Source organism: Ruegeria sp. S263 (genome assembly GCF_056780525.1).
This window is the reverse complement of the sequence record NZ_CM165558.1, coordinates 1,391,693-1,416,770: the sequence shown is the minus strand read 5'-3', so window position 1 is coordinate 1,416,770 and position 25,078 is coordinate 1,391,693. Positions and strand designations below refer to the sequence as shown.

The following is a 25,078-nucleotide window of genomic DNA, read 5'->3' as shown; positions in this document are numbered from 1 at the left end:
CTTATTTGGTTCCGAACATCCGATCCCCGGCGTCGCCAAGGCCCGGCATGATGTAGCCTTTGGAGTTCAGTTCTCGGTCCAGCGAGGCAGTCACGATGTGCACATCGGGGTGCGCCTCTTTCATACGCGCGACGCCCTCAGGGGCAGCCAACAGGCACAAGAACCGGATATCGGTGGCACCAGCCTCTTTCAGCAGGTCGATCGCAGCAGCCGAGCTGTTGCCCGTGGCCAGCATCGGGTCGACAGCGATGACAAGGCGGTCTTTCAAACCTTCGGGCGCTTTGAAATAGTACTGAACAGGTTTCAGCGTTTCTTCATCCCGGTACAGCCCCACAAACCCCACACGGGCCGAGGGGACCAGTTCCAACACGCCATCCAGCATCCCGTTGCCAGCCCGCAGAATGGACACAAGCGCCATTTTCTTACCTGCGAGAATCGGGGCGTCCATCTCCTCCATCGGGGTTTCGATGTGCCGGGTGGTCAGAGGCATTTCGCGCGTGATCTCATAGGCCAGCAGCAGTGTAATCTCGCGTAGCAACTGCCGAAAAACGGCGGTCGATGTGCCCTTGTCCCGCATGAGCGTCAGTTTGTGCTGAACCAGCGGGTGGTCGACGACGGTCAGGTGTTCGCTCATGATCTCTCCAGTCTTTTCTTGACCCGCTCACGGGTCTCTTCATCGCAAAAGGCCGCAGTCAGGGCCGTTTCATTCAGGGCTGCAAAATCGTCGGCTGTCCAGCCGAAAGCTTTGGCCAGCATCTCATATTCGCGTCGCATTGTGGTATGGAAAAACGGGGGATCGTCGGTTGAAACCGTGACTTTGACACCAGCGTCGCGCAGATTTGCTATCGGGTGGGCTGCAAACTCGGGGAAAAGCCCCAGAACCACGTTCGAGCCGGGGCAGACCTCAAGCGTTACCTCGCGATCCACCAGTTCGTGTACAAGATCCGGGTCTTCGGACGCGCGAACCCCATGGCCGACACGCTCCACGCCCAGCTCCCGGATGGCGTCCCTGACGCTTTCGGGGCCGCCAAATTCCCCCGCATGTGTGGTCAGGCGCAGCCCGGCCTCGCGTGCGCAATCAAAGGCCCACTTGTAATCCCCCTGCGTGCCGACGGATTCGTTGCCGCCCATTCCAAAGCCGGTGATCCAGTGCCCCGCAGTTTCCGCAGCACACCGGGCGCTGACCTTGGCCTGCTCCGCCCCGAAATGGCGCACACAGGTGACAACACCGCGCAGGGTGATATCGTATTTCCGTTCGGCTTCATCGGCCGCGTCCTGAATGGCATTCAGATAGTCGCGCCAGGCGTGCAGGTCACCGCCGCCACAGAAATCCGGGCTTAGAAATGTTTCCGAATAGACGACCCCGTTCGCCACGCTTTCCTCCAAGATCGCAAGCGTCAGCCGCCGAAAATCCTCGGGCGATTTCAGCACTTCGCAGGCGGCCTCATACACGCTGAGGAAATGCGCGAAGTCCCGGAAATCATAGCTGCCGTCCGGCTTGAAAATTCCACTCAGGTCGATGCGCTTTTCGTGCGCCAGCTGGCGAATAAAGGCAGGCGGGGCCGCGCCTTCGTGATGCAGATGCAGTTCGATCTTTGGCAGGTCTGCTACGGTCATAGAAAACTCCGTCCCGGCCCTTGGGCCGGAATGTTCAAATGGGTCGCAATGCTTGCGGCGATATCAGCGAAATTGACGGCTCCGATTTCACCCGCGCCTAGTCCGGCGATCAGCACCGGCACTTGTTCACGAGTGTGGTCCGTTCCGATCCAGCTTGGATCATTTCCGTGATCTGCGGTCAACAGCGTCATATCTCCGGGGCGCAGGCGCAAAAGAAGGGCGCCGATCTCACGATCAAACCATTCCAACGCACGGGCATAGCCGCTGACGTCCCGGCGGTGGCCAAAAAGGCTGTCGAACTCGACGAAATTGGCGAAGGTCAGACTTCCCTCTTCGGCCTCGTCCACCAGATCGGACAGGTGCCCCATCAGTTCCGCATCCGAGCCCTTGCGCAGCGTATCAATCCCCCGCATCGAGAAGATGTCGCCGATCTTGCCAACCGCATGAACCCGCCGCCCCGCGTCCTGCACCCAATTCGTCAGAACCGGCGCGGGCGGTAGGATGGCAAAGTCCTTGCGATTGGTTGTCCGCGTAAAGCCTGTGTCCGGTGAGCCGACGAAAGGACGAGCGATCACACGCCCAACTTTCATTTCGTGCAACCGAGGGGCAAGTGCCCGGCACATGTCCAACAGACGCTCAAGACCAAAACTTTCTTCATGGGCGGCGATCTGAAAGACGCTATCTGCCGACGTATAGCAAATCGGCCAACCGGTTCGCATATTTTCGGCCCCCAATTCCGCGATGATCGCTGTGCCAGAGGCATGGCAATCGCCCAAAATCCCTTCTGTTCCAGCCGCTTGTGCAGCGGCACGGCTCAGATCATTGGGAAAGCTGGGAGTCGTGTCAGGAAAATAGTGCCAGTCCCACGGCACGGGCAGACCTGCCAATTCCCAATGCCCTGACGGTGTATCCTTGCCCCGCGAATGTTCACGCGCGCACCCCCAAAGACCGATTGGTTCGGCCTGCAATCCCGGCGTTTCATCGCCTGAGGCCAGCCGGGTGGCCGCCCCCAACCCCAAAGCGTCTAAATTTGGCACGCGCAGCGGACCAGACCGCCCCTCCTCGGCCCGCCCCTCGGCGCAGGCCTGCGCGATATGGGCCAGCGTGTTTGCCCCGGTATCCGGCATATCACCGTTAAAGAACCGATCCGCGTCCGGTGCCCCGCCAATGCCAACCGAATCCATGACGACCAGAAATGCACGGCTCATGCTGTGATCCTTTCATGCACGATGCCCGGAAGCGACGGGCTTTCAGGGCCAAGACTGATCGCGTGCAAGACCGATTGCGCGGCTTGACGCGCTGCATCCTCACGGGCGGCGTGGATCACAGCCAGGGGCGCGCCCTTGTCAATCTTGTCGCCCAGTCGCACGATATCGGAAATGCCAACAGCCGGGTCGATCACGTCATCCTCGACCTGTCGGCCACCGCCCAGCGCAACAACGGCAAGGCCCAGCGCCTCGCCATCCATTGCCGTTACATATCCGCTGGAAGGTGCTGGAACCTCGAGAATAACGCTGGCTTCGGGCAAGTAACGCGACCAGTTTTCGACAAAGTGCAGTGGCCCACCAACTGCAGCCATCATGCGCCCGAACCGCTCTGCCGCGCGGCCATTGCGGATAACCTCAGAGACCTTGTCGCGCCCTTCATCCAGTGTTGAAACCATCCCGGCATCAACCAGCAGGACACCGCCCAACTCGGCCGAAATCTCGGCCAGAGGCACATTCTGCCCACTGGTCAGAACCTTCATGACCTCACAGATTTCCAAGGCATTTCCCAATGCCGGGGCCAAGGGCTGGTTCATATCCGTAATCACGGCCGACGTCCGGCACCCAGCGGCATTGGCTGTCTCGGTCAATGCCGTGGCCAGATTGCGCGCGTCTTCATGCGTTTTCATGAACGCGCCGCTGCCAACCTTGACGTCCAGTACCAGAGCATCCGGACTGGCCGCCAGTTTCTTGGACAGGATCGACGCTGTAATCAGATCAAGGCTTTCCACTGTCGCAGTAACATCACGGATTGCATAAAGCCGTTTGTCCGCCGGGGCGATCTGCCCCGTCGCGCCAACAATGGCCGCACCTTCATCGCGCAAAATCTGGGCCAGCCGATCCTGCCCGATTTGCGTTGAAACGCCGGGAATTGCTTCCAACTTATCCAGGGTTCCCCCGGTATGGCCCAGCCCACGTCCCGAGATCATCGGAACATAAGCGCCCAACTCGGCCAGCGCCGGGGCCAGCACCAGACTGACGCTGTCGCCCACACCCCCGGTCGAGTGTTTGTCGATCACCGGTCCGTCGACATCCCATATCAGGACCTCGCCGCTGTCGCGCATTGCGACCGTCAGATCAGCCCGCCCCTGCGCACCCAGACCGCCCATGCAGACGGCCATGGCAAAGGCCCCGGCCTGCGCGTCACTAACCCCGCCATCCGCTAGACCCTGTGCAAACCAGTTCAGCTCGGCGGCCGTTGGAACCTCGGACCGGCGCAATTTTGCAATAATCGAGCGGGCATCCATGCGGTCAGACATCCTCCATGTGCGATGCGTCGAACGCGCCGGGTAACAGGTCACCGATCGTTGTCACCAACTCCGCGCCGTCCACGCTGGCCAATGTCACCTTGACGTCGCGCTTGCCGAATTCCGCCAGCTTTTGCCTGCATCCCCCGCAAGGCGGCACAGGCTGAGGGGACGAGGCCACAACATACACTTCGGTCAAGTCCTGTTCGCCCGCGGCGACCATGGCAGCGATCGCTCCGGCTTCGGCACAGGTTCCTTCGGGGTAGGCCACGTTTTCGACATTGCACCCGGCATATACCTGACCCGAGGCCGACCGGATCGCCGCACCGACCTTGAATTTGGAGTAGGGCGCGTATGCGTTTTCCCGAACCGAAAGTGCTGTGTCTTTCAACGTCATGGCGATTCCCCAATTTTTGATCATCTGGTCAGAAACTTACACACTACCGGAAAGCACTCGGGGAATTGAAGCCCCAAGCACAGATTTCCTGAACCAAATCGCTTAGTCCAGTATCGTGTTGAAGACACCCGGCAGCGTGACCTCCAACAGTTCGACGTCCTCTGACGGGTCGGCCAGTCGGGTAAGCATTCCGGGTGGGATGACAAAAGCATCCCCCTGCTCCAGCCGGTACGGATCGCGTCCTTCGCCCTCAAGGGTGACTTGGCCGTTCATGACAAATGTAAAGTGAATATCAGTATCGTGCGTTGCCCAAGCTGGTTCGCCCTGACCCTTGCGTACCACCTGCACCCCGGCCACACCCTTGGTGTTTTCGGCGATCGTTGTATCCCGGCAAACATAGCCCGGCAGCCGGAATGCCCCCCACTCCGCACCCGCGGCCTGGTTAAAGACGAACTTTTGGCCCTGCCATTCCCGATCGGGACGAAGGTGCGGAGTGGGAAGGGTCATGTCGTGATCAATCTCGGTTACATGCTCGGCTGGCACACCGATCTCGATTACCTGCACATTGTCCGACGCTTCGAGCACGCGATGACGGATTTCAGGCGGCTGGATAAAGCAATCGCCCGCCGTCAGGCGCATCTTGTCACCCTGATCCTCATAAACCACGTCCACCCAGCCGTGGATGCAGAAGATTAATTGGAACCCGACCTTGTGGAAATGCACCATGTCTGGCACCGGCCCACCATCCGGTATCCGGATATGGCTGGCGATGATCGACCCGCCCAAACGGTCAGGCACCAGATCGCGGTAATGCATCCCGGCACGTCCGATAATCCACGGCGCCTGATCTTTGAGCCGCCGCACCACAAATGAATGAACGGTATCCGGCATCACCATCGGAGGGTTGAGTTCATCAATCTCAACCCGCGTACCGTTCGGGGCGATCAAAGCGCGCTGACCATCAGCAAATCCGTCAGGATCATCCGTCAGAATACGCAGAGTGCCGGGACTTTCCGGTGCATCTTTTTCAATCCGAAGTCGCAACCCATGACCCGAGAAAACTGCGACACGCGGATCGTCAGCAGGATAGATCATGTCCATCCGCATCCCTAGAACCTTGGTAAAAAAGGGGATGTCGTCGCGCAACTCCTGCGTCGGCAGGCGAATCTCAGCGTGGATCTGGTTGGGGTTCTCGGTCATTTAAGGTCTCTTCGATTTCGGCTTTGGGCCATCCGATCAGAACAGCGGCCAGAATGCCAATCGAAAAGAACATCTCAAGCGTTTCTTCCAACACAAAGAACCGCACCATCATGACACCAGAAAAATCATGCCGGAACATGTACGACACTTCTTCCAGCCCTTGCGCCAAAACCGCAAAGAGCCCCGCCACCACAAACATCACCATAAACGATGCCCGACCGCGCAGCGCGCGCCACCCGTTCGGAATGCCGTGCCGGATCAAACCGAATAGAACAATCAGCCCCAAAACCACGCGAACGGCCGTGATATCAAGAACGGCATCCAGCCCGTTCAAAATCTCGAACGGCAAACTGCCGACGGGGTAGATGTCGGACTCAAGCTCTCGTTCCGCCAAAAGCAGGCAGACAAGACCGATATACATGCGACTTAGGCCCGGGAAACGGTAGAACGCAGCCAATCCAGCAGCAAAAAGCCCCATTGCGGAAACGGTCTCGATCAAACCGCCTTCCTGATTCAGGGTCGATGTCTGCACGGGCCATATAATACCCACGAGCAAAATCACTGCGCCCAATGCGATCGCACCCCAAAACGCAATTCGCTTGGCACCGAAGAGCATCTTTTCTGATGGAAATACACTTTCCGCCTGAAATTCGTCTTTATAGCTCATGAATGACCTTCAGTGCCCCATACGTTCGCGATGTTTTCGCAGTGGCGGGAAATTAAACACTTTATGACAGATTTCAACCAAGCGCTCTCAACATGGTTACATCATTGTTGCAGATTGACGTAGCGTAGCCATTCCGAAAAAAATAGTTTAACCCTCAACTAAATTTCGGAAGGGAGATGAATCGCCGATGTCTGACTCACCTAGCCTGCGGCAGGCCGCGCTTGACTATCACGCCCATCCAAAGCCCGGAAAGCTTGAGATCAAGGCCACCAAGCCGATGGCGAACGGCCGCGACCTAGCCCGCGCCTACTCACCCGGTGTGGCCGAAGCCAGCCTTGAAATCAAAGCGGATGCCGCCAATGCAGAACTTTACACAGCGCGCGGTAACCTGGTGGCCGTCGTATCCAACGGCACCGCAGTATTGGGGCTGGGGAATATCGGTGCGCTTGCCTCGAAGCCCGTGATGGAAGGTAAGGCCGTCCTGTTCAAGAAATTTGCCGGGATTGACTGTTTCGACATCGAGGTGGACCAGCCCGACCCAGAAAAGCTGGCCGAAATCGTTTGCGCGCTAGAGCCGACATTTGGTGCGATCAATCTGGAAGACATCAAGGCACCGGACTGTTTCATCGTCGAAAAGCTGTGCCGGGAACGGATGAATATCCCCGTGTTCCACGACGACCAGCACGGCACCGCGATCGTTGTTGGGGCCGCCGCCAAAAACGCTCTGCACGTGGCTGGTAAGAAATTCGAAGATATCAAGGTGGTTTCAACCGGTGGCGGTGCCGCCGGGATTGCCTGTCTCAGTATGTTGGTCAAGCTGGGCGTCAAGCGCGAGAATATCTGGCTGTGCGACATTCACGGGCTGGTCTACGAAGGCCGCGCCGAAGATATGAACCCGCATAAGGACCAGTTCGCGCAGAAATCCGACCTGCGAACGTTGGATGACGTAATCGGCGAGGCGGACCTGTTTCTGGGTCTCAGCGGACCAAACGTGCTGAAACCTGAAATGGTGGCAAAAATGGCCAGCCGTCCGATCATTTTCGCACTGGCCAACCCAACGCCCGAGATTCTGCCCGATGCAGCGCGCGAAGTTGTTCCCGACGCAATCATTGCCACCGGTCGCAGCGATTTCCCAAATCAGGTCAATAACGTCCTGTGCTTTCCGTTCATCTTCCGCGGCGCTCTGGACGTAGGGGCGACCGAGATCAACGATGAAATGCAGATCGCTTGTGTAGACGGGATTGCAGAGATGGCCCGCGCCACAACCAGCGCCGAAGCAGCCGCTGCATATAAGGGGGAACAGCTAACCTTTGGCCCCGACTATCTGATTCCCAAGCCGTTTGACCCCCGGTTGGTGGGTGTTGTGTCCTCGTCAGTGGCCAAGGCAGCAATGGAAAGCGGGGTCGCCAAACGCCCCATCACAGACATCGAGGCATATAAAGAGCGGCTGAATCAGACCGTCTTTAAATCCGCCCTCATCATGCGCCCCGTCTTCGAGGCCGCTGCCGCTGCGTCCCGCCGCATCGTGTTTGCCGAGGGCGAGGACGAACGTGTCCTGCGCGCAGCCCAAGCTATCCTTGAGGAAACCACAGAGACCCCGATCCTGATCGGACGTCCCGATGTGATCGACGCACGATGTGAACGTCTGGGCCTGACCGTGCGTCCCGGCGAGGACTTCCAGATTGTGAACCCGGAAAACGATCCTCGATACTATGACTACTGGAACTCGTACCATAATATCATGCAGCGTCGGGGCGTAACGCCAGACCTTGCCAAAGCGATCATGCGGACGAACAACACCGCGATTGCCGCCATCATGGTACAACGCGGCGAGGCTGACAGCATGATCTGCGGCACGTTCGGCGAATATCGCTGGCATCTGAATTATGTGCAGCAGGTTCTGGATGACGGCGACCTGCGGCCTCATGGGGCGCTTTCGCTGATGGTTCTCGAGGACGGCCCCCTGTTCATCGCCGATACGCATGTAAGACAGTTGCCAACACCCGAAGAGCTGGCCGAAACGACCATTGGCGCAGCCCGCCATGTGCGACGGTTCGGTCTGGAGCCCAAGATCGCGTTCTGTTCGCAGTCACAGTTCGGCAATCAGGCGGAAGGATCCGGAAAACGCCTGCGCGCCGCGCTGGAGATGCTTGACTCGAAACCGCGTGATTTCACCTACGAAGGCGAGATGAACCTGGACTTGGCACTGGACCCAGAATTGCGTTCGCGGATTTTTCCGAATTCGCGCCTTCAAGGGGCAGCCAACGTTCTGATATTCGCCCATGCAGACGCGGCCAGCGGGGTCCGCAATATCCTTAAGATGAAGGCCGATGGGCTTGAGGTTGGCCCGATCCTGATGGGGATGGGCAACAAGGCACATATCGTGACACCCTCGATCACGGCGCGCGGGTTGCTGAACATGGCGGCCATCGCGGGCACTCCGGTCGCGCATTACGGATAGGACGGCGCCGGGCATCCTTTCAGATGCCCGGCCTGATTCTGCCGCTATTTGCACGCAATGGTTTGCAGATTTGCAAATGCGGCCTATGTCCGCCCATAAACCCGCTAAACACGGCGAATTTGCAAAAATTTGCAGCCAAAAAAGCGCTCATCTGCAAATGTTTTGCGGTAAAGTGACGCCCCGTCACAGCGGTTGCTTGTGTGTCGCCCCCTGCGCCCCTAACAACGGCACAGGGAATTTTCGGAGGAAACCACTGTGGCATATCAGGACGTTTACGATAGCTGGAAATCCGATCCAGAGGCCTTCTGGATGGAAGCCGCCAAAGGGATAGACTGGGTCCAGCCACCGACCAAAGCTCTGTTTGACGACAAGGCGCCTCTTTATGAGTGGTTTTCGGATGCCAAGGTAAATACCTGCTGGAATGCGGTGGACCGGCATGTCGAAAATGGCCGAGGCGAACAGACCGCGATCATCTACGACAGCCCGATCACCCACACCAAGCGTGAGATTTCCTATGTCGAACTCCGCAATCGCGTGGCAAACCTTGCGGGGGCTTTGCGCGCCAAGGGAATCGAAAAGGGCGACCGGGTTATCATCTATATGCCGATGATCCCCGAGGCGCTTGAGGCAATGCTGGCCTGCGCTCGCCTGGGTGCCGTGCATTCCGTGGTGTTTGGCGGGTTTGCAAGTAACGAACTGGCGGTACGGATCGACGACGCCAAGCCCAAGGCCATCATTGCGGCCTCATGCGGGATGGAGCCGGGGCGCGTCGTGCATTACAAACCCCTTCTGGACGGTGCCATTGATCTGGCCAGCCACAAACCTGACTTTTGCGTTATTTTTCAACGCGAACAGGAAGTCGCGCAACTGATTGAAGGGCGCGATTTCAACTGGCACGGATTTCAATACGGCGTCGAACCGGCGGAATGCGTTCCCGTAGACGGCAATGATCCCGCATATATTCTGTACACATCAGGCACCACCGGATCCCCCAAGGGCGTCGTGCGTCCGACCGCCGGTCATCTGGTCGCGCTGAACTGGACGATGAAGAACATTTATGACGTCGATCCCGGCGATGTGTTCTGGGCAGCCTCTGACGTCGGTTGGGTCGTGGGGCATTCCTATATCTGCTATGCGCCGCTGATCCACGGGAACACCACCATTGTATTCGAAGGCAAGCCGGTTGGCACCCCGGATGCTGGCACATTCTGGCGCGTGATAGCTGAACACAAGGTCAAAAGCTTCTTCACCGCCCCGACCGCCATCCGAGCAGTCAAGCGCGAGGACCCAAAGGGAGAGCTGATTTCGAAATACGACCTGTCCAGCCTACGCGCTTTGTTCCTTGCAGGTGAACGTGCGGACCCTGACACAATCGAATGGGCGCAGGAGGCTTTGAAAGTCCCGGTCATCGACCACTGGTGGCAAACCGAAACGGGGTGGACCATCGCTGGCAACCCTCTGGGGATTGAGGAACTGGCGATCAAGCTGGGATCTCCGGCAAAACCCATGCCGGGCTACGACGTTCAGATTCTGGATGAAGGCGGCCACCCGATGAAACCTGGTGAACTGGGTGCGATCACGGTCAAGCTTCCCCTCCCCCCCGGCACATTGCCGACGCTTTGGAACGCAGAGGAACGGTTCAAAAGCTCATACCTCAACCTGTTCCCCGGTTATTATGAGACCGGCGATGCGGGAATGATTGATGAGGAAGGATACCTCTACATCATGGCCCGTACCGATGACGTGATCAACGTCGCGGGGCACCGCCTGTCCACCGGCGGGATGGAAGAGGTTCTGGCCGCCCACCCCGATGTGGCCGAATGTGCAGTCATTGGCGTGACTGATCAGTTGAAAGGGCAAATGCCCGTGGGGTTCCTGTGCCTGAATGCCGGTTGCGACCGCGATCACGGTGAAGTCGTGCAAGACGTGGTCAAACTGGTCCGCGAAAAGATCGGCCCTGTCGCGGCGTTCAAACAAGCCGTGGTGGTAGATCGTCTGCCCAAGACCCGCTCGGGCAAGATCCTGCGCGGGACGATGGTGTCGATCGCGGACAGCAAAGATTACAAGATGCCCGCAACGATCGACGATCCCGCCATTCTGGATGAGATCACGGACGCGCTGAAATCAATCGGCTACGCCCAGTAACCGGACTGAGGGCGTCAGCGCGTCGCCCTCAGCCCCGGCTTTTTCTTGCAACCCATGACCGGGCCTCTACTGTCTGATCAAGACAGTGAGGCCCTATGACATCAAGCGACATCTGGCGTCTGAACGCCACCGATCTGACCGCCCTGACCCGCAACAAGGACATCAGCGCGGAAGACGCCGTGAAATCATCCCTGGACCGGATGCAACAGGTGAACCCCGACCTGAACGCCGTGGTCGAGGACCTGAGCGACGAGGCGCTGACCCGTGCCCGTAATCTGGACAAGGCCGTGGCCAATGGCGCTGAACCCGGGCCGCTGCATGGTGTCCCGGTGACGATCAAGATCAACGTCGATCAAAAGGGCCACGCAACCTCGAACGGGGTTGTCGCGCTGAAGAATGTGATCGCCTCCGCTGATGCACCGGTTGTTCGCAACCTTCAGAATGCAGGGGCCATCGTCATAGGGCGCACGAACACGCCTGAATTCTCATTCCGGGCGGATACGGATAACGAACTCCACGGGCGAACGAATAACCCATGGGGCCGCCACATCTCGCCCGGAGGGTCGTCCGGTGGCGCCGGGGCTGCAGTGATGGCAGGGATCGGCGCGCTGGCTCATGGCAATGACATCGGCGGCAGCCTGCGATTTCCAGCTGCTGCAAACGGCGCGGTGACGGTTAAACCGGGGCTCGAGCGTGTTCCTGCATGGAATCCCAGCCAAAAGACCGAACGGGGATTGCTGGCACAGTCGATGTCGGTGCAGGGGCTGATCACGCGCTCGGCGGCGGATCTGCATCTTTCGATGCCCAGCCTGATCGCACCTGACCCGCATGACCCCTTCCATGTACCGATGCCATGGCGCGGCCCAGCCGACGAAGGACCGATCAAAGTCGCGTTTACGAAGGACACATTCGGATACGCACTGCACCCCGAAGTCGACCGGGCCCTGGACATTGCCCGAGACGCGCTGGTTGACGCAGGTTATCACGTCGAAGAAATCGCACCCCCGGATGTATTCGAATGCGGCCGCGGCGGGTATCGCGCCCTGATGGGCGAAGTTCTGACCCTGTTGAAAAGCGATATTGAGGCGGCCGGGTCGCAGACCATTCGCGATATCTTCGAGGTCTACTTTCAGGAGTTCCCACCGATCACCGGAACAGACCTGATCGAGATGCTGGCCAAACGCAGCCACTACGCCCGTGAATGGTCGCTTTTCATGCAGAACTACCCGCTGGTGCTTTCTCCGTTTTTGCCCCAGCCGTTTTTCAAACCCGATCGCGACACGGAAGGCGCGGAAGGCGTGCATGAGGTTTTGGGCTGCGCCGTCTATTCCTATGCAATGAATTTCCTCGGCCTGCCTGCCGCCAGCGTTCCCGCGCTTTTGGCAAATCTTCCCCAAGGGCCGCAGCCTATTAACGTACAGATCGCGGCCCCTCGCTGGCGCGAAGACATGTCGGTGGATGCTGCCGCCGCGATCGAATCGCGTGTCGGTCAAATGTGCCTGCCACTTTGGGACAAGATGAGCGCATCCGCGTAAACAAGCGTTCAGAACAAAATAGACCCCGGGTTTTTGTGCCCGGGGTCCGCTTGCTAAAATATGCCCGGAGATCCGATAACGAGCGTAGCACCACCTACCCCCGCCAGCGCGAAAAATGCGCATTCAATTCGAAAACACCGTTGGCGGCCACTCACTCCCACCTTGGTGTGTTCTTCGGGCAAGTTCAGGTTAATCCAACATTAATCCAACTCCTGTGAACTGGTTCACACAAGTCAAAAAAAACGACTAACAGGAAGATTATGTGAATTGCTCTGAGATCAGGCGCTCTTCAAGGCCGTGACCGGGGTCGAACAGAATACGGTGCTGTATGGACGGCTCGGACCGTATTTCGACCCAGTCTATATCGGGGAAAGATACAGAATCCGCGTCCGCCATAACGGGTCGCTTGTCGGCATCCAGCACATCGAATCGCACCTTGGCTATCTTGGGCAGCAACGCCCCACGCCAGCGACGGGGCCTGAAGGCCGCGATCGCCGTCAAAGCCAAAACATCCGAGCCGATGGGCAAGATCGGACCGTGAGCAGAATAATTATACGCCGTTGACCCGGCAGGCGTTGACAGCAACGCCCCGTCGCAGACCAATTCATCCATACGAACGCGGCCATCCACACTGATCTTCAGCCGCGCGGCCTGAGGACCGGCCCGCAACAACGAGACCTCGTTAATCGCCAATGCCTCGTGCAGTTTACCGGATTGGTCCATTGCGCGCATGGCCAACGGGTTGATGACCTCTTCTTCGGCGGCGGCAAGGCGATCCAGCAGATCGGTTTCGTGAAACTCGTTCATCAAAAAACCGATTGTTCCGCGGTTCATGCCGTAAACCGGGGTGTCAAGATGCTGCATATTGTGCAGCGTGTGCAGCATGAAGCCATCCCCGCCCAGCGCAACAACGACGTCGGCATCGCGCGGCGCGGCGTTTCCATACCGCTTGACCAGTTTATCGCGGGCGGATTGCGCCACCTTAACATCGCTGGCGAGAAAGGCGATTCTCTGAATCATCTGTTGTGGTTTCCGGTCTTGCACATTTGGTTCCGAAACAAGCATACCTTTCCCCGATAGGCCAGACTTGACGCCGCAGCAGGCCAATTCGTCGCTTTAAGCCTTTTGCGCCAGATCGGTTTCCGATAGGAAATCCGCAAGAATTACCCCCAGAATGTGGAGCCCCCATGAACGCCAATCTTCGTGATACCGGATTTTTCACCCAGTCACTTGCGGACCGTGATCCCGAGTTGTTCGGCTCGATCACGTCCGAACTGGGCCGTCAGCGCGACGAGATCGAACTGATCGCATCCGAGAACATTGTCTCTTCCGCCGTAATGGAAGCGCAGGGCTCGGTCATGACCAACAAATACGCCGAGGGCTATCCCGGGCGTCGTTACTATGGCGGCTGCCAATTCGTCGACATCGCCGAAAATCTGGCTATTGACCGCGCCAAACAGCTTTTTGGCTGTGAGTTCGCCAACGTCCAGCCCAACTCGGGCAGTCAAGCCAACCAAGGTGTATTCCAGGCGCTGATCCAACCCGGCGACACCATTCTGGGCATGAGCTTGGACGCAGGCGGTCACCTGACCCACGGCGCACGCCCGAACCAGTCGGGCAAGTGGTTCAACGCCGTTCAGTACGGTGTGCGCCAGCAAGACAACATGCTGGACTACGATCAAGTCGAGGCACTAGCGAAAGAGCATCAGCCCAAGCTGATCATCGCGGGCGGTTCTGCCATACCACGTCAGATCGACTTTGCCCCCATGCGCGAGATTGCGGATATGGTCGGCGCTTACCTGCATGTGGACATGGCCCACTTTGCCGGTCTGGTTGCTGCGGGTGAGCATCCCAGCCCCTTCCCGCACGCGCATGTGGCGACCACCACCACCCACAAAACTTTGCGCGGCCCGCGCGGCGGCATGATCCTGACCAATGACGAGGCGATCGCCAAGAAAGTGAACTCGGCCATCTTCCCCGGCATTCAGGGCGGACCGCTGATGCATGTCATCGCAGGCAAAGCCGTCGCGTTCGGAGAGGCCCTGCGCCCCGAGTTTAAGACCTACATCCAGAACGTGGTCAACAACGCGCAGGCGTTGTCGGATCAACTGATCAAAGGCGGTCTGGACACGGTTACACATGGCACCGACACCCATGTGGTTCTGGTAGATCTACGCCCCAAAGGTGTGAAGGGCAACGCGACAGAGAAAGCCCTGGGCCGGGCGCATATTACCTGCAACAAGAACGGCGTGCCGTTCGACCCCGAAAAGCCAACCATTACGTCGGGCATTCGCCTTGGCTCGCCCGCCGGAACTACCCGTGGCTTTGGCGAGGGCGAGTTCCGTCAGATCGCGGATTGGATCATCGAAGTGGTCGACGGTCTGGCCGCCAACGGCGAAGACGGCAACGGTGAGGTCGAAGCCAAGGTCAAGGCTGAAGTGGCCGAGCTTTGCGCTCGCTTCCCGATCTACCCGAACCTGTAAGTCTGTTCGATTTCAAACAGTTAAACGGCGTCCATAGGGCGCCGTTTTTAGATAAACCCTTGCCACCGCAGGAACGCCAAGAGCAGGGCAGACAGGACAAGCAGGTTAAAGGCCAAGCTGCTCAGCATCCCTAGAAACCACCCCATGCGCCGGTCGGCAAGATTTATGCCCCCCAAGTGTTTCTGCACCTCTTCCGATGCCCTGGCCAGTTTTGGTGTGTCCAACACCAGCCTCAGCTTGGGATGAGCCGCCATTTGTTCAGCTTGCGCCAGCAACATGGCCTGCTTGAAAATCCGGCGGGGAAGCTGCCGCTTTGCTTTTTTGACAGACTCTGTCAGCGTCTTGCCATGGACACCCAACTTGTCGCGCAACAGTTGCACGGTCTGCGCGATCTGGGTTTGGATATCGACGGTCTTTTGCATACGCGTTTCTCCTGATGCGGCACTTTATCTGGGCTGCTTCCCTGCGACAATGGGGCTGGTCGTTTCAATTCGCGCCGGGTATCACACGGTCATGCTGAACACGATTGTACATGGCGAACCCACCGAAAACCCACCGCTGATTATCGCGCATGGGCTATATGGCTCGGCCCGGAATTGGGGCGTCATCGCCCGGCGCTTGTCCGATGAACGGCAGGTTGTTGCCGTAGACATGCGCAACCACGCGAACAGCATGTGGACAGACCATCATGACTATCCAGATTTGGCCCGCGACCTTGCTGAGGTGATCGCGCATTTTGACGGCACCGCCGATGTTGTCGGGCATTCCATGGGGGGAAAGGCGGCCATGGCCTTGGCCCTTTTATACGGTGAAAGTGTGCGCAAACTGGTGGTCGCAGACATTGCGCCTGTCACCTACACGCACAGCCAAATCCAATTCATCGAAGCAATGCGCGCAGTCGACTTGTCCAAGGTTGAACGACGCTCGGACGCGGAACAACAGTTGGCGCTACATGGCGTCGAAAAAGCCCTGCAGAGATTTTTCACACAATCCTTGGATATCAAGGGACAACGCTGGCTTCTTAATCTGGATGTATTGGCGTCTGAGATGCCAAAGATCATGAGCTTTCCTGATCTGAACGCACATTGGGCGGGACCAGCCTTGTTTCTGTCCGGCGGCAGTTCGGATTATGTGCTTCCGGAGCATCGCGACAGAATTCGCGCGTTGTTTCCCGCTGCGCGCTTCGCCAAAATTCCCGGTGCGGGGCATTGGCTACACGCTGAAAAACCCCGCGAATTCGAAGCCGCAGTCAGGGCTTTTCTCAACGCTTAAGTCGCTGCGCGAATTACAGCTTTGCGCTTAACTTTCAGAGGTTTCGCCGCCGGCGTTCACCCAATCATTCAACCCGCCAAGATTATAAACCTTATCATAGCCCATATCCTTTAGCAGCTTGCCGGCAAGGGCGGCGCGTCCGCCTGATGCGCAATACAGCACGATCGGGCGATCCTTTTTCAGCTCGGGGTCGTGCGACTGAAGCGCGTCATCGGCGCGAAATTCGAGCATCCCTCGAGGGATGTGGTGCGCGCCCTTGGCCCGACCCGTTTTGTGAACCTCGGCCGCATCACGGATGTCCAGCAAAAGGCCACCCTTGCCCAACACATCTTTCGCCTTTTCCATATCGATACGCTCGACGGCAGCGTTTGCAGCCTCCATCATTTCCTTGACGGTCACGGGCATGTCGCACCCTCCTGTTGGTTGTCATGGGATGCTAACATGCAAAAACTGGAAGGTGTAGGTTGATCGCCCTAGGCAGGCGATCAATGTTCCCGGAAAGCGCGCGACATGCTGTCTGTCACAGGCTTTGCTATATAGGCCGCAAAGGTGCGTTCTTCGGTCTGGATCATGATCTCGGCCGGCATTCCCGGCGTCGGAATAAAGCCGCGAACCCTTTCGATCTCATCCGGCTCAAGCGATATCCGCGCAAGATAAACCTCTTGCGGGGCGCCCGAGGAATCTTCGACAAGCGCATCTGCTGAAACATAAAAGACCTCACCACTTAGCACCGGGGTCGTGCGCTGGTTCAGCGCAACAAGGCGCACCGTTGCATCCTGACCGGTGATGACGCTGTCAATCTCTGTCCGGGGGATTTGCGCCTCGATGATCAGGGGGGCGTCTGCGGGCAGGATTTCAGCGATGGGCTCACCCGTTTCGATAACACCGCCGGGCGTGTGATAATGCAACCGAACAACCGTTCCCGTCACCGGGGCGCGGACAACGGCACGGTCCAGAACGCTGCGCGCCTGACGCGCCTTTTCGCGGACGCTTTCCAGATCACCTTCGATCACGCCAAGTTCGTCCAGCGCGGCTTCGCGATAGGCAGACCGCGTGCGTGTAATCTGTTCTTCATACTTGAGCAGCATCTGATTGATTTCAGCCGTTTCTGCGGCCAAACGCGCCTGCTGGCCGTCGGCCTCGGCTTGGACCCTGCGGATCGTGTTCAGATCACCTTTTCGCACCAACCCCTTTTCAAAAAGCGACTGCTTGGTTTCATATTCTTCCTGAAGGATTTCCGAGCGTCGCTTCATGCTTGCAAGCTGTGCTTCAAAGCCGCTGGATCGAATCTTCAGGGCTTCCATATTACGCTCCAGAAGGGCGATATCGTTCAGCAAAGTCTTGCGGGACACGTCAAAACTGATGCGTTGACCATCGAGGATCGTCATCACCTCGACGTCATCCGTAGCGGCCAGCAACCCCTGCGAGAATTCCAGACGGTCGCTTTCATTGTATTCGGCCTGCAAACGCTCGGTCATGGCCTGAAGGCGGATTTTCCGGATGAACAACTCGCGCTCATTGGCTTCGGCTGAGGTCTGATCAAGCGTCATCAGAACTTGGCCCGCCTTCACGGATTGGCCCTCGATCACTTTGATGTCCTCGATGATGCCGCCTTCAAGGTGCTGCACGATCTTGTTGCGACCCGTCGCGACAAAGCTGCCTTGCGCGATTACCGCGGCGGCCAGAGGAGCGCGGAAAGACCAGACGCCAAACCCACCAAAGCACAGGATCAGCATGACGAACCCAACCACAATCAATCGGTTGATGGATCGCGGAACCTCGGCATACCAGACGGTCGGGTCCTTGGGGTCGTTGTTGATTGCGACCAGATCGTTCATTGTCCATCCCCCTTCTGGCCAGCGATACCTTGCTGATTGCGTGGTCCGTTCAGTTGCTGCAGAACCTGTTCACGCTGCCCAAACAGAGCCACACGACCGTCGGTCAGCAGCATGATCTTGTCGACCGCGTTCAGCAGCGTTGGCTTTTGCGTGATGACCACAACGGTAATTTTGCTTTCTTTGGCTTGGGCAATCGCCCGGGCCAGCGCCTGATCTCCGGCGACATCCAGATTTGAATTTGGCTCATCCAGAACAACCATCCTTGGGTTGCCGAAAAAGGCCCGCGCCAAAGCGATGCGTTGTTTCTGGCCCCCTGACAATGGCGAGCCATCTGCGGAGACAACGGTCTCATACCCTTGCGGAAGGGTAGCGATCATGTTGTGCACATCCGCAAGAACCGCTGCGTCGTGGATTTGTTCATCCGTCGCGTCTTCGCGCATCCGTCCGATGTTGTCCTTGATCGTTCCGGGGAACAACTGCACGTCCTGCGGCAGGTAGCCGATGCTTTCCCCAAATTGCCGCGGGTCCCAATTGCGAATGTCCATCAGGTCCAACCGTACGCTCCCCGACGTTGGCAGGATGGATCCGACCAGCGTTTTACCCAAGGTCGTCTTGCCAGCGCCGGAATTGCCGATGATCGCCAAGGTCTCACCCGGATTGAGTGAGAAGCTGATCCCGTTCAGAACAACCCTCTTGGTCCCGCCGGGCACGTAAAGCAAACGCTCAACATCCAACCGGCCTTCGGGGCGCGGTAGGCGCAGTTTTTCAAACTGCAGCGCCGAGTTGGACAGCAGATTGCTGATGCGGCCATACGCGCCCCGGGTCAACAGAAACGCATTCCAACCCTCGATCGAGCCTTCAATCGGGGCGAACGCACGCCCGGCAATGATCGACGCTGCGATAACCATGCCGCCCGTGATCTCACCTTGAAGGGCAAGAAACGCCCCCCACCCAAGGATTGCGATCTGCGTCAACAAGCGCACCGCGCGCGAGATAGCAGCGAAAATAACATTGCGGTCCTGTGCGCGCACCTGCCACGTCAGCGACTGCGCCGTGTCGCGGCCCCAAATCCGAACGGCCTCGGGGATCATGGCCAGCGCATTGATGATCTGACTGTTGCGCGCCATCGAATCCAGATGTTGATTTGCCATCGACTGTGCCTTGTTCGCCTCGGCAAACGGTTTGGCGGTCATGCGCTGGTTTATCAGGGCAATCACCATCAACAGCAAAGCCGTCGCAATGACGATTGTGCCCAATTGGGGATGCACAAGGAAAATCATCAGGATGAAAAGCGGGGCGAACGGCACATCCAAAAACGAAATCAGCGTTCCCGACACAAGAAACCCTCTGACCTGCTGCAAGTCGCCCAACGTCTGATACTCGCGCCCGGTTCCATGCAGTGACGCATGGGCGGCCGCGCTCAGGATCGGTGCCCCAAGGCGCGCGTTAACCTCGACCGCCGTGCGCATCAGCATGAACCGACGCACAGCATCAAAGGCGGATTGAAAGATCACCGCCCCGGCGACAATCGCCGTCAGCATGATCAACGTATCTAAAGAACGGCTGGTCAACACCCGGTCACTGATCTGGAACAGATAGATCGGTATCGCCAGGATCAGGATATTCGTTGCGCAGGTCAGCACCAGAACAAAAGCCAAATTCCGCCATATCGCACGCAGGGACGTGCGCAGGGTGTTCCGGAAATCTTCAGGTGGGGTGCGCTTGTGAAAAGTCTGGGGTGGCCCTTTACCGTCGCCGCCGCCCTCTTTGCGCAGCGGCAGCGGCTCGTTTGCCTTGGCCTCGATAGTGGTACCTATGGCTTCACCGCTGTGCGAGCGCGACGAGGGGGGTTTTCGTGCGGTCGAATCCTTAGCGGTCTCAGGATCGGGGCCTTTGGCATCGGCCACCCCAGCACCACGGCCCTCTTGGTAATTCTCTTCATCGGGCTGTGGCTGAGCGCGCCGGGGGGAAGGTACAGCGCGCTCTGGAGGTTCCGTGTTCTTATTCGGTTCTGCAGATGCCCGTGCGGTTCGGGTCGCCTGCAATTCAACGGCCTTGGCCGGATTGGTCTTAGGAGATTTTAACCGCATCTCCTCGGTTAGGCGCAAACCGGCCATCTTCGCTGGCCTGTGCGCGGGTTCGTCAACAAGGGGTCTAACTCGGTCCGGACCGTTTCGACTGTCCAGCGGACTGGCAAACGGTGTGCGGCGCGACGAAAACAAAATCGACATACTAAAACTTTCGGGTCACTCGTAACTAATAAAGAGATTAGGCTAGCATGGACTGCATACCGTCATCCAAACTGGCCGCCTCGGAGGGTGTTAGTTTGTTGTGGCCCGGTGCAAGATCTGACTTTCCGGGTCCGTTTGTTTCCTCCATCAAAAACGCGATGGCTTCATTGGCGATCTCTTCGCCCAACTCTTCATCAGGTGAGTCGATCAGGCTGGCCTGATGCAGCAACACATCCGAGTACTCGCCCTCTGCCGCCATAACGACAGAGTCGACGCCAATCTTAGAAACGCTGGCTGCGTTCAACAGCGCGTTCCCGGCACCCAACGCCGATGCTTCAGCACCTTGGCCCGCTGTCAGATGGACGTCGTCCTGATCCTGCAGCAAGGTGACCTGTTCGATTACGTTCGCCTGGATCAGGTCCCCTTCAATCTTCAGAACGCGAAGCTGCTCCATCCCGGCAAAGGCTGGATCGTTCAACAGCGCGTCTTCAAGGGCGTCTGTGTTCACTTCCTCTATCGGCAAAACGCTGGCCAAGTTCGGAGTGATGTCTTCATGCGTATCTTCACCCGTACTGGTCAGAGACACCTGGTTCATGACAAGGTTCTCTTCGACCTCATCCTGAACGGGACCCGTTACGACATCGTCGTCAATCAAGACGATCGTTTGCTGAACGATGTCGACGGAAACCATATTCCCGCCAACCATGACTACGTCATAGAAGCTGCCCAACTGAACAATGTTGTTGGCGTTGAACATGTCGTTGTCACCCAGAACATACATACTGTTCGAAGCCGAAACTTCGGTCTGGATGTGATCAATGTCGGTGGCGTCAATCACTTGTTTGACAAAATTGGTGACGTACAGGTCTCCGCTTATCCAACTGATAACGACAAGCGGATCCTGTCCGGGTGGTGCTACGTTATCTTCAATCCAAGACGCCTCGCTGGCTTCGACTGCAATCTGGGACGACTGGATAACCTTGGTTTCGCTCTGCGCGCCCGGCTCTCCTTCGTCGATGTCTGAGACAATAGCGACCTGGCTGACCACGGTCAGATCGTAGGACGCTCCGCCCACAGCAATTATCGGTGCGTCGACCCAACCAACCGTGATGGACACTTCGTTGATGGCCAGATTGCCGCCCGCTATCACCGTGTGGCCTTCACCAAATACGTCATCTTCGGACTGATCCCATTCTTTCGGATAGGGGTTCGGCTGCCCGCTCTCTTCGTCGTCCTCGGACTGATGATGCTGTGGCAAAAGCTCCATCCAATCGGGCAGTTCCTCTACCCGTTCTCCGTTGACGATGTTACCCACCGCTTCTTCGCCGTGGAATTGATGGACTGTGGCACCATCGACCTGAACGGTCACGGTCGCCTTCATCTGTTCGGCCAACTGTTCCAGTTTTTCGACCGATTGGTAGTCGGCAATGTCAAAAGACGGGGATGAAATCACATGCAGCGACAGCGCAACGTCCAGCGCCTCGTAACCCTCTTGCATCAAAACTTCGGCATCGCGGAAATCACCCTGACCGATTGTGTCGTTGTCGCTCAGGTTAAGGGTCTGGAATGTGTATGTGACGGCTGACCCGATAAGTTCTGGCACCAGTTCTGGAACCACGATAGTCTGCTGAAATTCCGCCGTAAATATTTGCCCTTCGGGGATAATCTCGTCCGGACCGGATACCGGATCAAGGAAAAGAGCCGGTTCAGGGATTGGACCACCAGAGGCCGGGGGGAACGGACCATCATTGTCCGGGGCCATGAATTTATAGGGAAGAGGACCGTATTTACCCGGATCAAGTTTCAGGTCGGCCCGCACATTAATGGATGTGGCCTCTGCCAGATCCTCTAATTCAATCTTGCGTCTGAGGGCGGTAAATTCCTCATACTGTTCGCGCAGTCTGGCCTGCTCAGTCGTAAGCTCAAAGGTTCCAATAAAGTGGGCAATCGTTTCACTGATACTGTCGAGCGACATAACACTGTCCTTTCCCCGTCCCGGCGCAAAATTTCCGGTCTGGGTTAAGTTGGGCCGAGGCCGCCGCAGAAGCGGCCTCGGCAGTTAGCTTGACCGGGTCGGAGAACGAACCGTCGCCCTCTGCCCCAAACCCAGAGGCGGGTTATACGTCGGTATCGTCGCTGGTGTAGGTCGAGTTCATCGAGCCACCAACCAATGTCGTGTCGACCGAGTTGCCGAGAACGTTGGCCCCCATAACGATCGTCTGGTTGAAGGCCGATGTATCTACAACAGCAGCCGCCGATGCGTAGGATTCACCGTGGACAATTCCGTCACCAGAATTGTTGGAACCCCAGGACCCGGCGTTGCCGCCATTACCACCCGCGCCCGAGTTGGCACCCGAAGCGTCGCCACCGTTAACCGTTGCGCCGGTGATCGCACCATTGGTTGCCGAACCCATCGCGTCGCCGCTGGTTCCGCCGTAGCCGGCACCGGCACCGCCGCCGCCGCCAAAGCCCGAATTCGCCGAGCCGGTCGCGCTGCCTGCGCCTGTCGAAGTGGCGTCATTGTCGGACATCGCGTCGCCGCCATATCCTGCAATCGCACTCGCCAGGCTGTCAGCGCTGCCATCGGTGTCTGCGACCGACCACAGACCAGAGTCGCCACCCGCACCAGCGGTGTTCACAGCGTCTGCTGAACCTGTGCCGGATCCGTTGGACATTGCGTCCTGCTGGATCGCGCCGCCGCCACCGCCAAAGCCGTCGGCAGTTGCAGTACCGATACCAGTGCCCGTGGCCGAGCCGCTTGTGCTGTTACCGCCACCTGCACCACCGTCGCCGCTGGTGTTCTGTGGCATGCTGGCTGTGCCATTCACGTCACCCGGGGTCTGCGTGATATTCGGGCCAGTCGTGGCCTGATCACCGACACCCTGAGCACCGGACATAGCACCCGCAGTACCGCCAAGACCTGCACCACCGGTGCCGTCTCCGCCACCACCAGTACCGCCAGTGCCAGCACCGCCAACACCTTGAGCTCCACTACCGTTGCCGCCGGAACCAAATCCGCCGTCTCCTTCACCGCCAGTGCCGGGGTTGCCGCCATTGACGTCACCGCTGCCGGTGTCAGCTTCGGCTTCACCCGCGTTCAGGCCAATCAGCCCGTTCTGCTGGTTCAGCGCAGCAAGCGCCGCGTCGACCTGGCCGGATGTTCCGCCAGTGCCAGCGCCGCCGGTGCCCGCACCGCCAGTGCCGGTCGCACCATTGCCGTTGCCGCCAGTGCCCGTCGCTCCAGTGCCAGTTCCACCCGTTCCGCCAGAACCGGTGCCATTGCCGCCATCAGCGTCAGCGTCGCTATCGGCAAGGCTTCCAGCCAGGCCAAGCCCCAGGTTACCAGCCGCTGCGTCGTTGGCTTCGGTGTCGCTGCTGCCAGCGTTTACCGCAACGCCATCGGTGTCAGCATCGCCGTCACCACCATTGGCGCCATTGGCGTCCGAGTCATTCCCGGCCAGACCGGCACCCAGTGCCGAGGCACCAGTAGCATTGTTGCCGCCAAGCGACGCGCCATCGTTGTCGGCTTCGGACAGGCCCAGGCCCAAGCCCAGACCGATCGAGCCTGCGTTTCCGCCTTCTCCGGCTGTGCTGTCACCATCAGAGTCGGCGCTGCCGGTATTGTCGGCATCGGCGTCACTGTTGGCATTTCCGCCGGAACCCGCGGTGCTGCTTCCGTTCGAGTCAGCATTGGAATGTCCAACACCCAGACCGAAATTGGTTGCGCTTCCCGAGGAACCGCCTGCTCCGCCAGTGCCGGCACCATCTGCGTCACCGGTGTGACCGCCGAACGCCAATGCAGTACCACCATCGGTGTCCCCGTCTGCATAACCGCCGTGCGCAGTGCCGCCGCTTCCGGAGTTTCCTCCGTCCGACTGCGAGCCGATGCCTTCGTCAGCATTGGCCGTACCGCCACGCGCGTTGCCGTCCTGGTCAAAGCTACCGTTATTCTTAACTTCCGCCGCACCCAGGGTGTCGTCGTCGCTCAGGTTTAGGTACTGCTTATTGATGGCGGACATGTCGTTGCCTGCGCCATCCAGACTGATGTTCAGGTTCAGGTCATCGCCGGGATCATAATCCAGGTCGTTTCCAACGGTAATGACTTTGTCGATGCTTGAACCGCCAGAGACATCAACATCTACCAGATCATCGTCACTGCCCAGCGGCTCGGCTTCGCCAAAGTCGATATGGACAGAGTTCGAGTTGTCGTTGTCGTTGTCGCCGTTCTTCTGCTTCTGAGCCTGCGCTTGGCCCTGACCCTGATGTTGGTCCTGATCCTGATCGTTTTCGTTATCTACATCAGTTTCCACATCGGTTTTCTGGGCTTGCGCCTGCAGTTGATCTTGATCCTGATCATTATCAACCTTGGTTTTCTGCTCAGTCTGGTCCGCGCTGATTTCGACATCGTCGATGTTAATTTCATCTACCGGAGCAATGACTGGACCAACATTAATTTCTTCGACGTCGGCGCCGTGATTACCATTACGGTTTCTAGACATATCAATTTCCACTTATTAAGCGCACTGACCGTCATTCATCTACAAAACGGTTACGGGCGCGGTTGAAACAAGAGTTGCGCACAAAGAGAAACGCGAAACGCGCTTTCGTGCGGTATCGTCAGTGACTTGGTCTCCCACCCTCCTTTCTCGGCTTAGCCGAAATAGCCCTTGCGCAAAAAATCGCGAAAATGCGCGAATCGTGGGCACATTAGGAACAAGCA

Annotated in this window: 19 protein-coding genes; 5 read left to right on the top strand and 14 right to left on the bottom strand. The window is 58.2% G+C overall.

Annotation, left to right across the window (positions count from 1 at the left end; all coding sequences use genetic code 11):
* Position 1: 1 nt before the first annotated feature.
* From upp to ACT2B1_RS07055, 7 genes are all read right to left on the bottom strand, one after another.
* A complete protein-coding gene (upp, locus tag ACT2B1_RS07085; RefSeq protein ID WP_171125460.1) occupies positions 2 to 634 on the bottom strand; it encodes a uracil phosphoribosyltransferase in 633 nt (210 codons plus the stop codon).
* Positions 631 to 1,617 (bottom strand): adenosine deaminase, encoded by a 987-nt coding sequence (locus ACT2B1_RS07080; protein ID WP_171240030.1) that lies wholly within the window; start codon positions 1,615 to 1,617, stop codon positions 631 to 633. The genes upp and ACT2B1_RS07080 overlap by 4 nt, the downstream gene beginning before the upstream one ends.
* On the bottom strand, positions 1,614 to 2,825 hold the full coding sequence (locus ACT2B1_RS07075) for a phosphopentomutase (protein WP_481668836.1): 1,212 nt from the start codon (positions 2,823 to 2,825) through the stop codon (positions 1,614 to 1,616). Before ACT2B1_RS07075 ends, ACT2B1_RS07080 begins: the two co-directional genes overlap by 4 nt.
* Positions 2,822 to 4,129: a thymidine phosphorylase gene (locus ACT2B1_RS07070; protein ID WP_481668835.1), complete on the bottom strand. Its 1,308-nt coding sequence runs from the start codon at positions 4,127 to 4,129 to the stop codon at positions 2,822 to 2,824. The genes ACT2B1_RS07075 and ACT2B1_RS07070 overlap by 4 nt, the downstream gene beginning before the upstream one ends.
* Positions 4,130 to 4,133: 4 nt before the next feature.
* Complete coding sequence (locus tag ACT2B1_RS07065; RefSeq protein ID WP_171240028.1) at positions 4,134 to 4,526, bottom strand: cytidine deaminase; 393 nt, start codon at positions 4,524 to 4,526, stop codon at positions 4,134 to 4,136.
* Positions 4,527 to 4,628: 102 nt separating this feature from the next.
* Positions 4,629 to 5,726, bottom strand: coding sequence for a cupin domain-containing protein (locus ACT2B1_RS07060; RefSeq protein ID WP_171210871.1), 1,098 nt, complete (start codon positions 5,724 to 5,726; stop codon positions 4,629 to 4,631).
* Positions 5,695 to 6,393, bottom strand: coding sequence for a hypothetical protein (locus tag ACT2B1_RS07055; protein WP_171121985.1), 699 nt, complete (start codon positions 6,391 to 6,393; stop codon positions 5,695 to 5,697). Before ACT2B1_RS07055 ends, ACT2B1_RS07060 begins: the two co-directional genes overlap by 32 nt.
* 187 nt (positions 6,394 to 6,580) lie before the next feature.
* Here ACT2B1_RS07055 and ACT2B1_RS07050 point away from each other — a divergent pair, with 187 nt between their 5' ends.
* The 3 genes from ACT2B1_RS07050 (at position 6,581) to ACT2B1_RS07040 (ending at position 12,534) form a co-directional block, all read left to right on the top strand.
* Positions 6,581 to 8,854 (top strand): NADP-dependent malic enzyme, encoded by a 2,274-nt coding sequence (locus ACT2B1_RS07050; protein WP_171121984.1) that lies wholly within the window; start codon positions 6,581 to 6,583, stop codon positions 8,852 to 8,854.
* A gap of 255 nt (positions 8,855 to 9,109) precedes the next feature.
* Positions 9,110 to 10,999 carry a propionate-CoA ligase PrpE gene (gene prpE, locus ACT2B1_RS07045; RefSeq protein WP_481668834.1) on the top strand — a complete coding sequence of 630 codons (1,890 nt, stop codon included), beginning with the start codon at positions 9,110 to 9,112 and terminating at the stop codon, positions 10,997 to 10,999.
* A 95-nt stretch (positions 11,000 to 11,094) separates the two neighbouring features.
* Complete coding sequence (locus ACT2B1_RS07040; RefSeq protein WP_481668833.1) at positions 11,095 to 12,534, top strand: amidase family protein; 1,440 nt, start codon at positions 11,095 to 11,097, stop codon at positions 12,532 to 12,534.
* Between the two features lie 258 nt (positions 12,535 to 12,792).
* Here ACT2B1_RS07040 and ACT2B1_RS07035 read toward each other — a convergent pair whose 3' ends face one another.
* Positions 12,793 to 13,554, bottom strand: coding sequence for an NAD kinase (locus ACT2B1_RS07035; protein ID WP_171121981.1), 762 nt, complete (start codon positions 13,552 to 13,554; stop codon positions 12,793 to 12,795).
* Positions 13,555 to 13,721: 167 nt separating this feature from the next.
* Between ACT2B1_RS07035 and glyA the strand changes: the two genes are divergently transcribed.
* A complete protein-coding gene (gene glyA, locus ACT2B1_RS07030; RefSeq protein WP_171240024.1) occupies positions 13,722 to 15,017 on the top strand; it encodes a serine hydroxymethyltransferase in 1,296 nt (431 codons plus the stop codon).
* A gap of 47 nt (positions 15,018 to 15,064) precedes the next feature.
* On the opposite strand, the gene ACT2B1_RS07025 is transcribed toward glyA, so the two are convergent.
* Entirely contained in the window at positions 15,065 to 15,439 is a 375-nt protein-coding gene (locus ACT2B1_RS07025; protein ID WP_171240023.1) for a hypothetical protein, read from the bottom strand.
* A 91-nt stretch (positions 15,440 to 15,530) separates the two neighbouring features.
* Between ACT2B1_RS07025 and ACT2B1_RS07020 the strand changes: the two genes are divergently transcribed.
* On the top strand, positions 15,531 to 16,289 hold the full coding sequence (locus tag ACT2B1_RS07020; RefSeq protein ID WP_171240022.1) for an alpha/beta fold hydrolase: 759 nt from the start codon (positions 15,531 to 15,533) through the stop codon (positions 16,287 to 16,289).
* A gap of 27 nt (positions 16,290 to 16,316) precedes the next feature.
* Here ACT2B1_RS07020 and ACT2B1_RS07015 read toward each other — a convergent pair whose 3' ends face one another.
* The 5 genes from ACT2B1_RS07015 to ACT2B1_RS06995 form a co-directional block, all read right to left on the bottom strand.
* Positions 16,317 to 16,694: a rhodanese-like domain-containing protein gene (locus ACT2B1_RS07015; protein WP_481668832.1), complete on the bottom strand. Its 378-nt coding sequence runs from the start codon at positions 16,692 to 16,694 to the stop codon at positions 16,317 to 16,319.
* An 80-nt stretch (positions 16,695 to 16,774) separates the two neighbouring features.
* A complete protein-coding gene (locus ACT2B1_RS07010) occupies positions 16,775 to 18,127 on the bottom strand; it encodes an HlyD family type I secretion periplasmic adaptor subunit (protein ID WP_171121976.1) in 1,353 nt (450 codons plus the stop codon).
* A complete protein-coding gene (locus ACT2B1_RS07005; RefSeq protein WP_481668831.1) occupies positions 18,124 to 20,244 on the bottom strand; it encodes a type I secretion system permease/ATPase in 2,121 nt (706 codons plus the stop codon). The genes ACT2B1_RS07010 and ACT2B1_RS07005 overlap by 4 nt, the downstream gene beginning before the upstream one ends.
* A gap of 151 nt (positions 20,245 to 20,395) precedes the next feature.
* Positions 20,396 to 22,333 (bottom strand): type I secretion protein, encoded by a 1,938-nt coding sequence (locus ACT2B1_RS07000; RefSeq protein ID WP_481668830.1) that lies wholly within the window; start codon positions 22,331 to 22,333, stop codon positions 20,396 to 20,398.
* A 142-nt stretch (positions 22,334 to 22,475) separates the two neighbouring features.
* A complete protein-coding gene (locus ACT2B1_RS06995; RefSeq protein WP_481668829.1) occupies positions 22,476 to 24,857 on the bottom strand; it encodes a beta strand repeat-containing protein in 2,382 nt (793 codons plus the stop codon).
* Positions 24,858 to 25,078 lie beyond the last annotated feature (221 nt).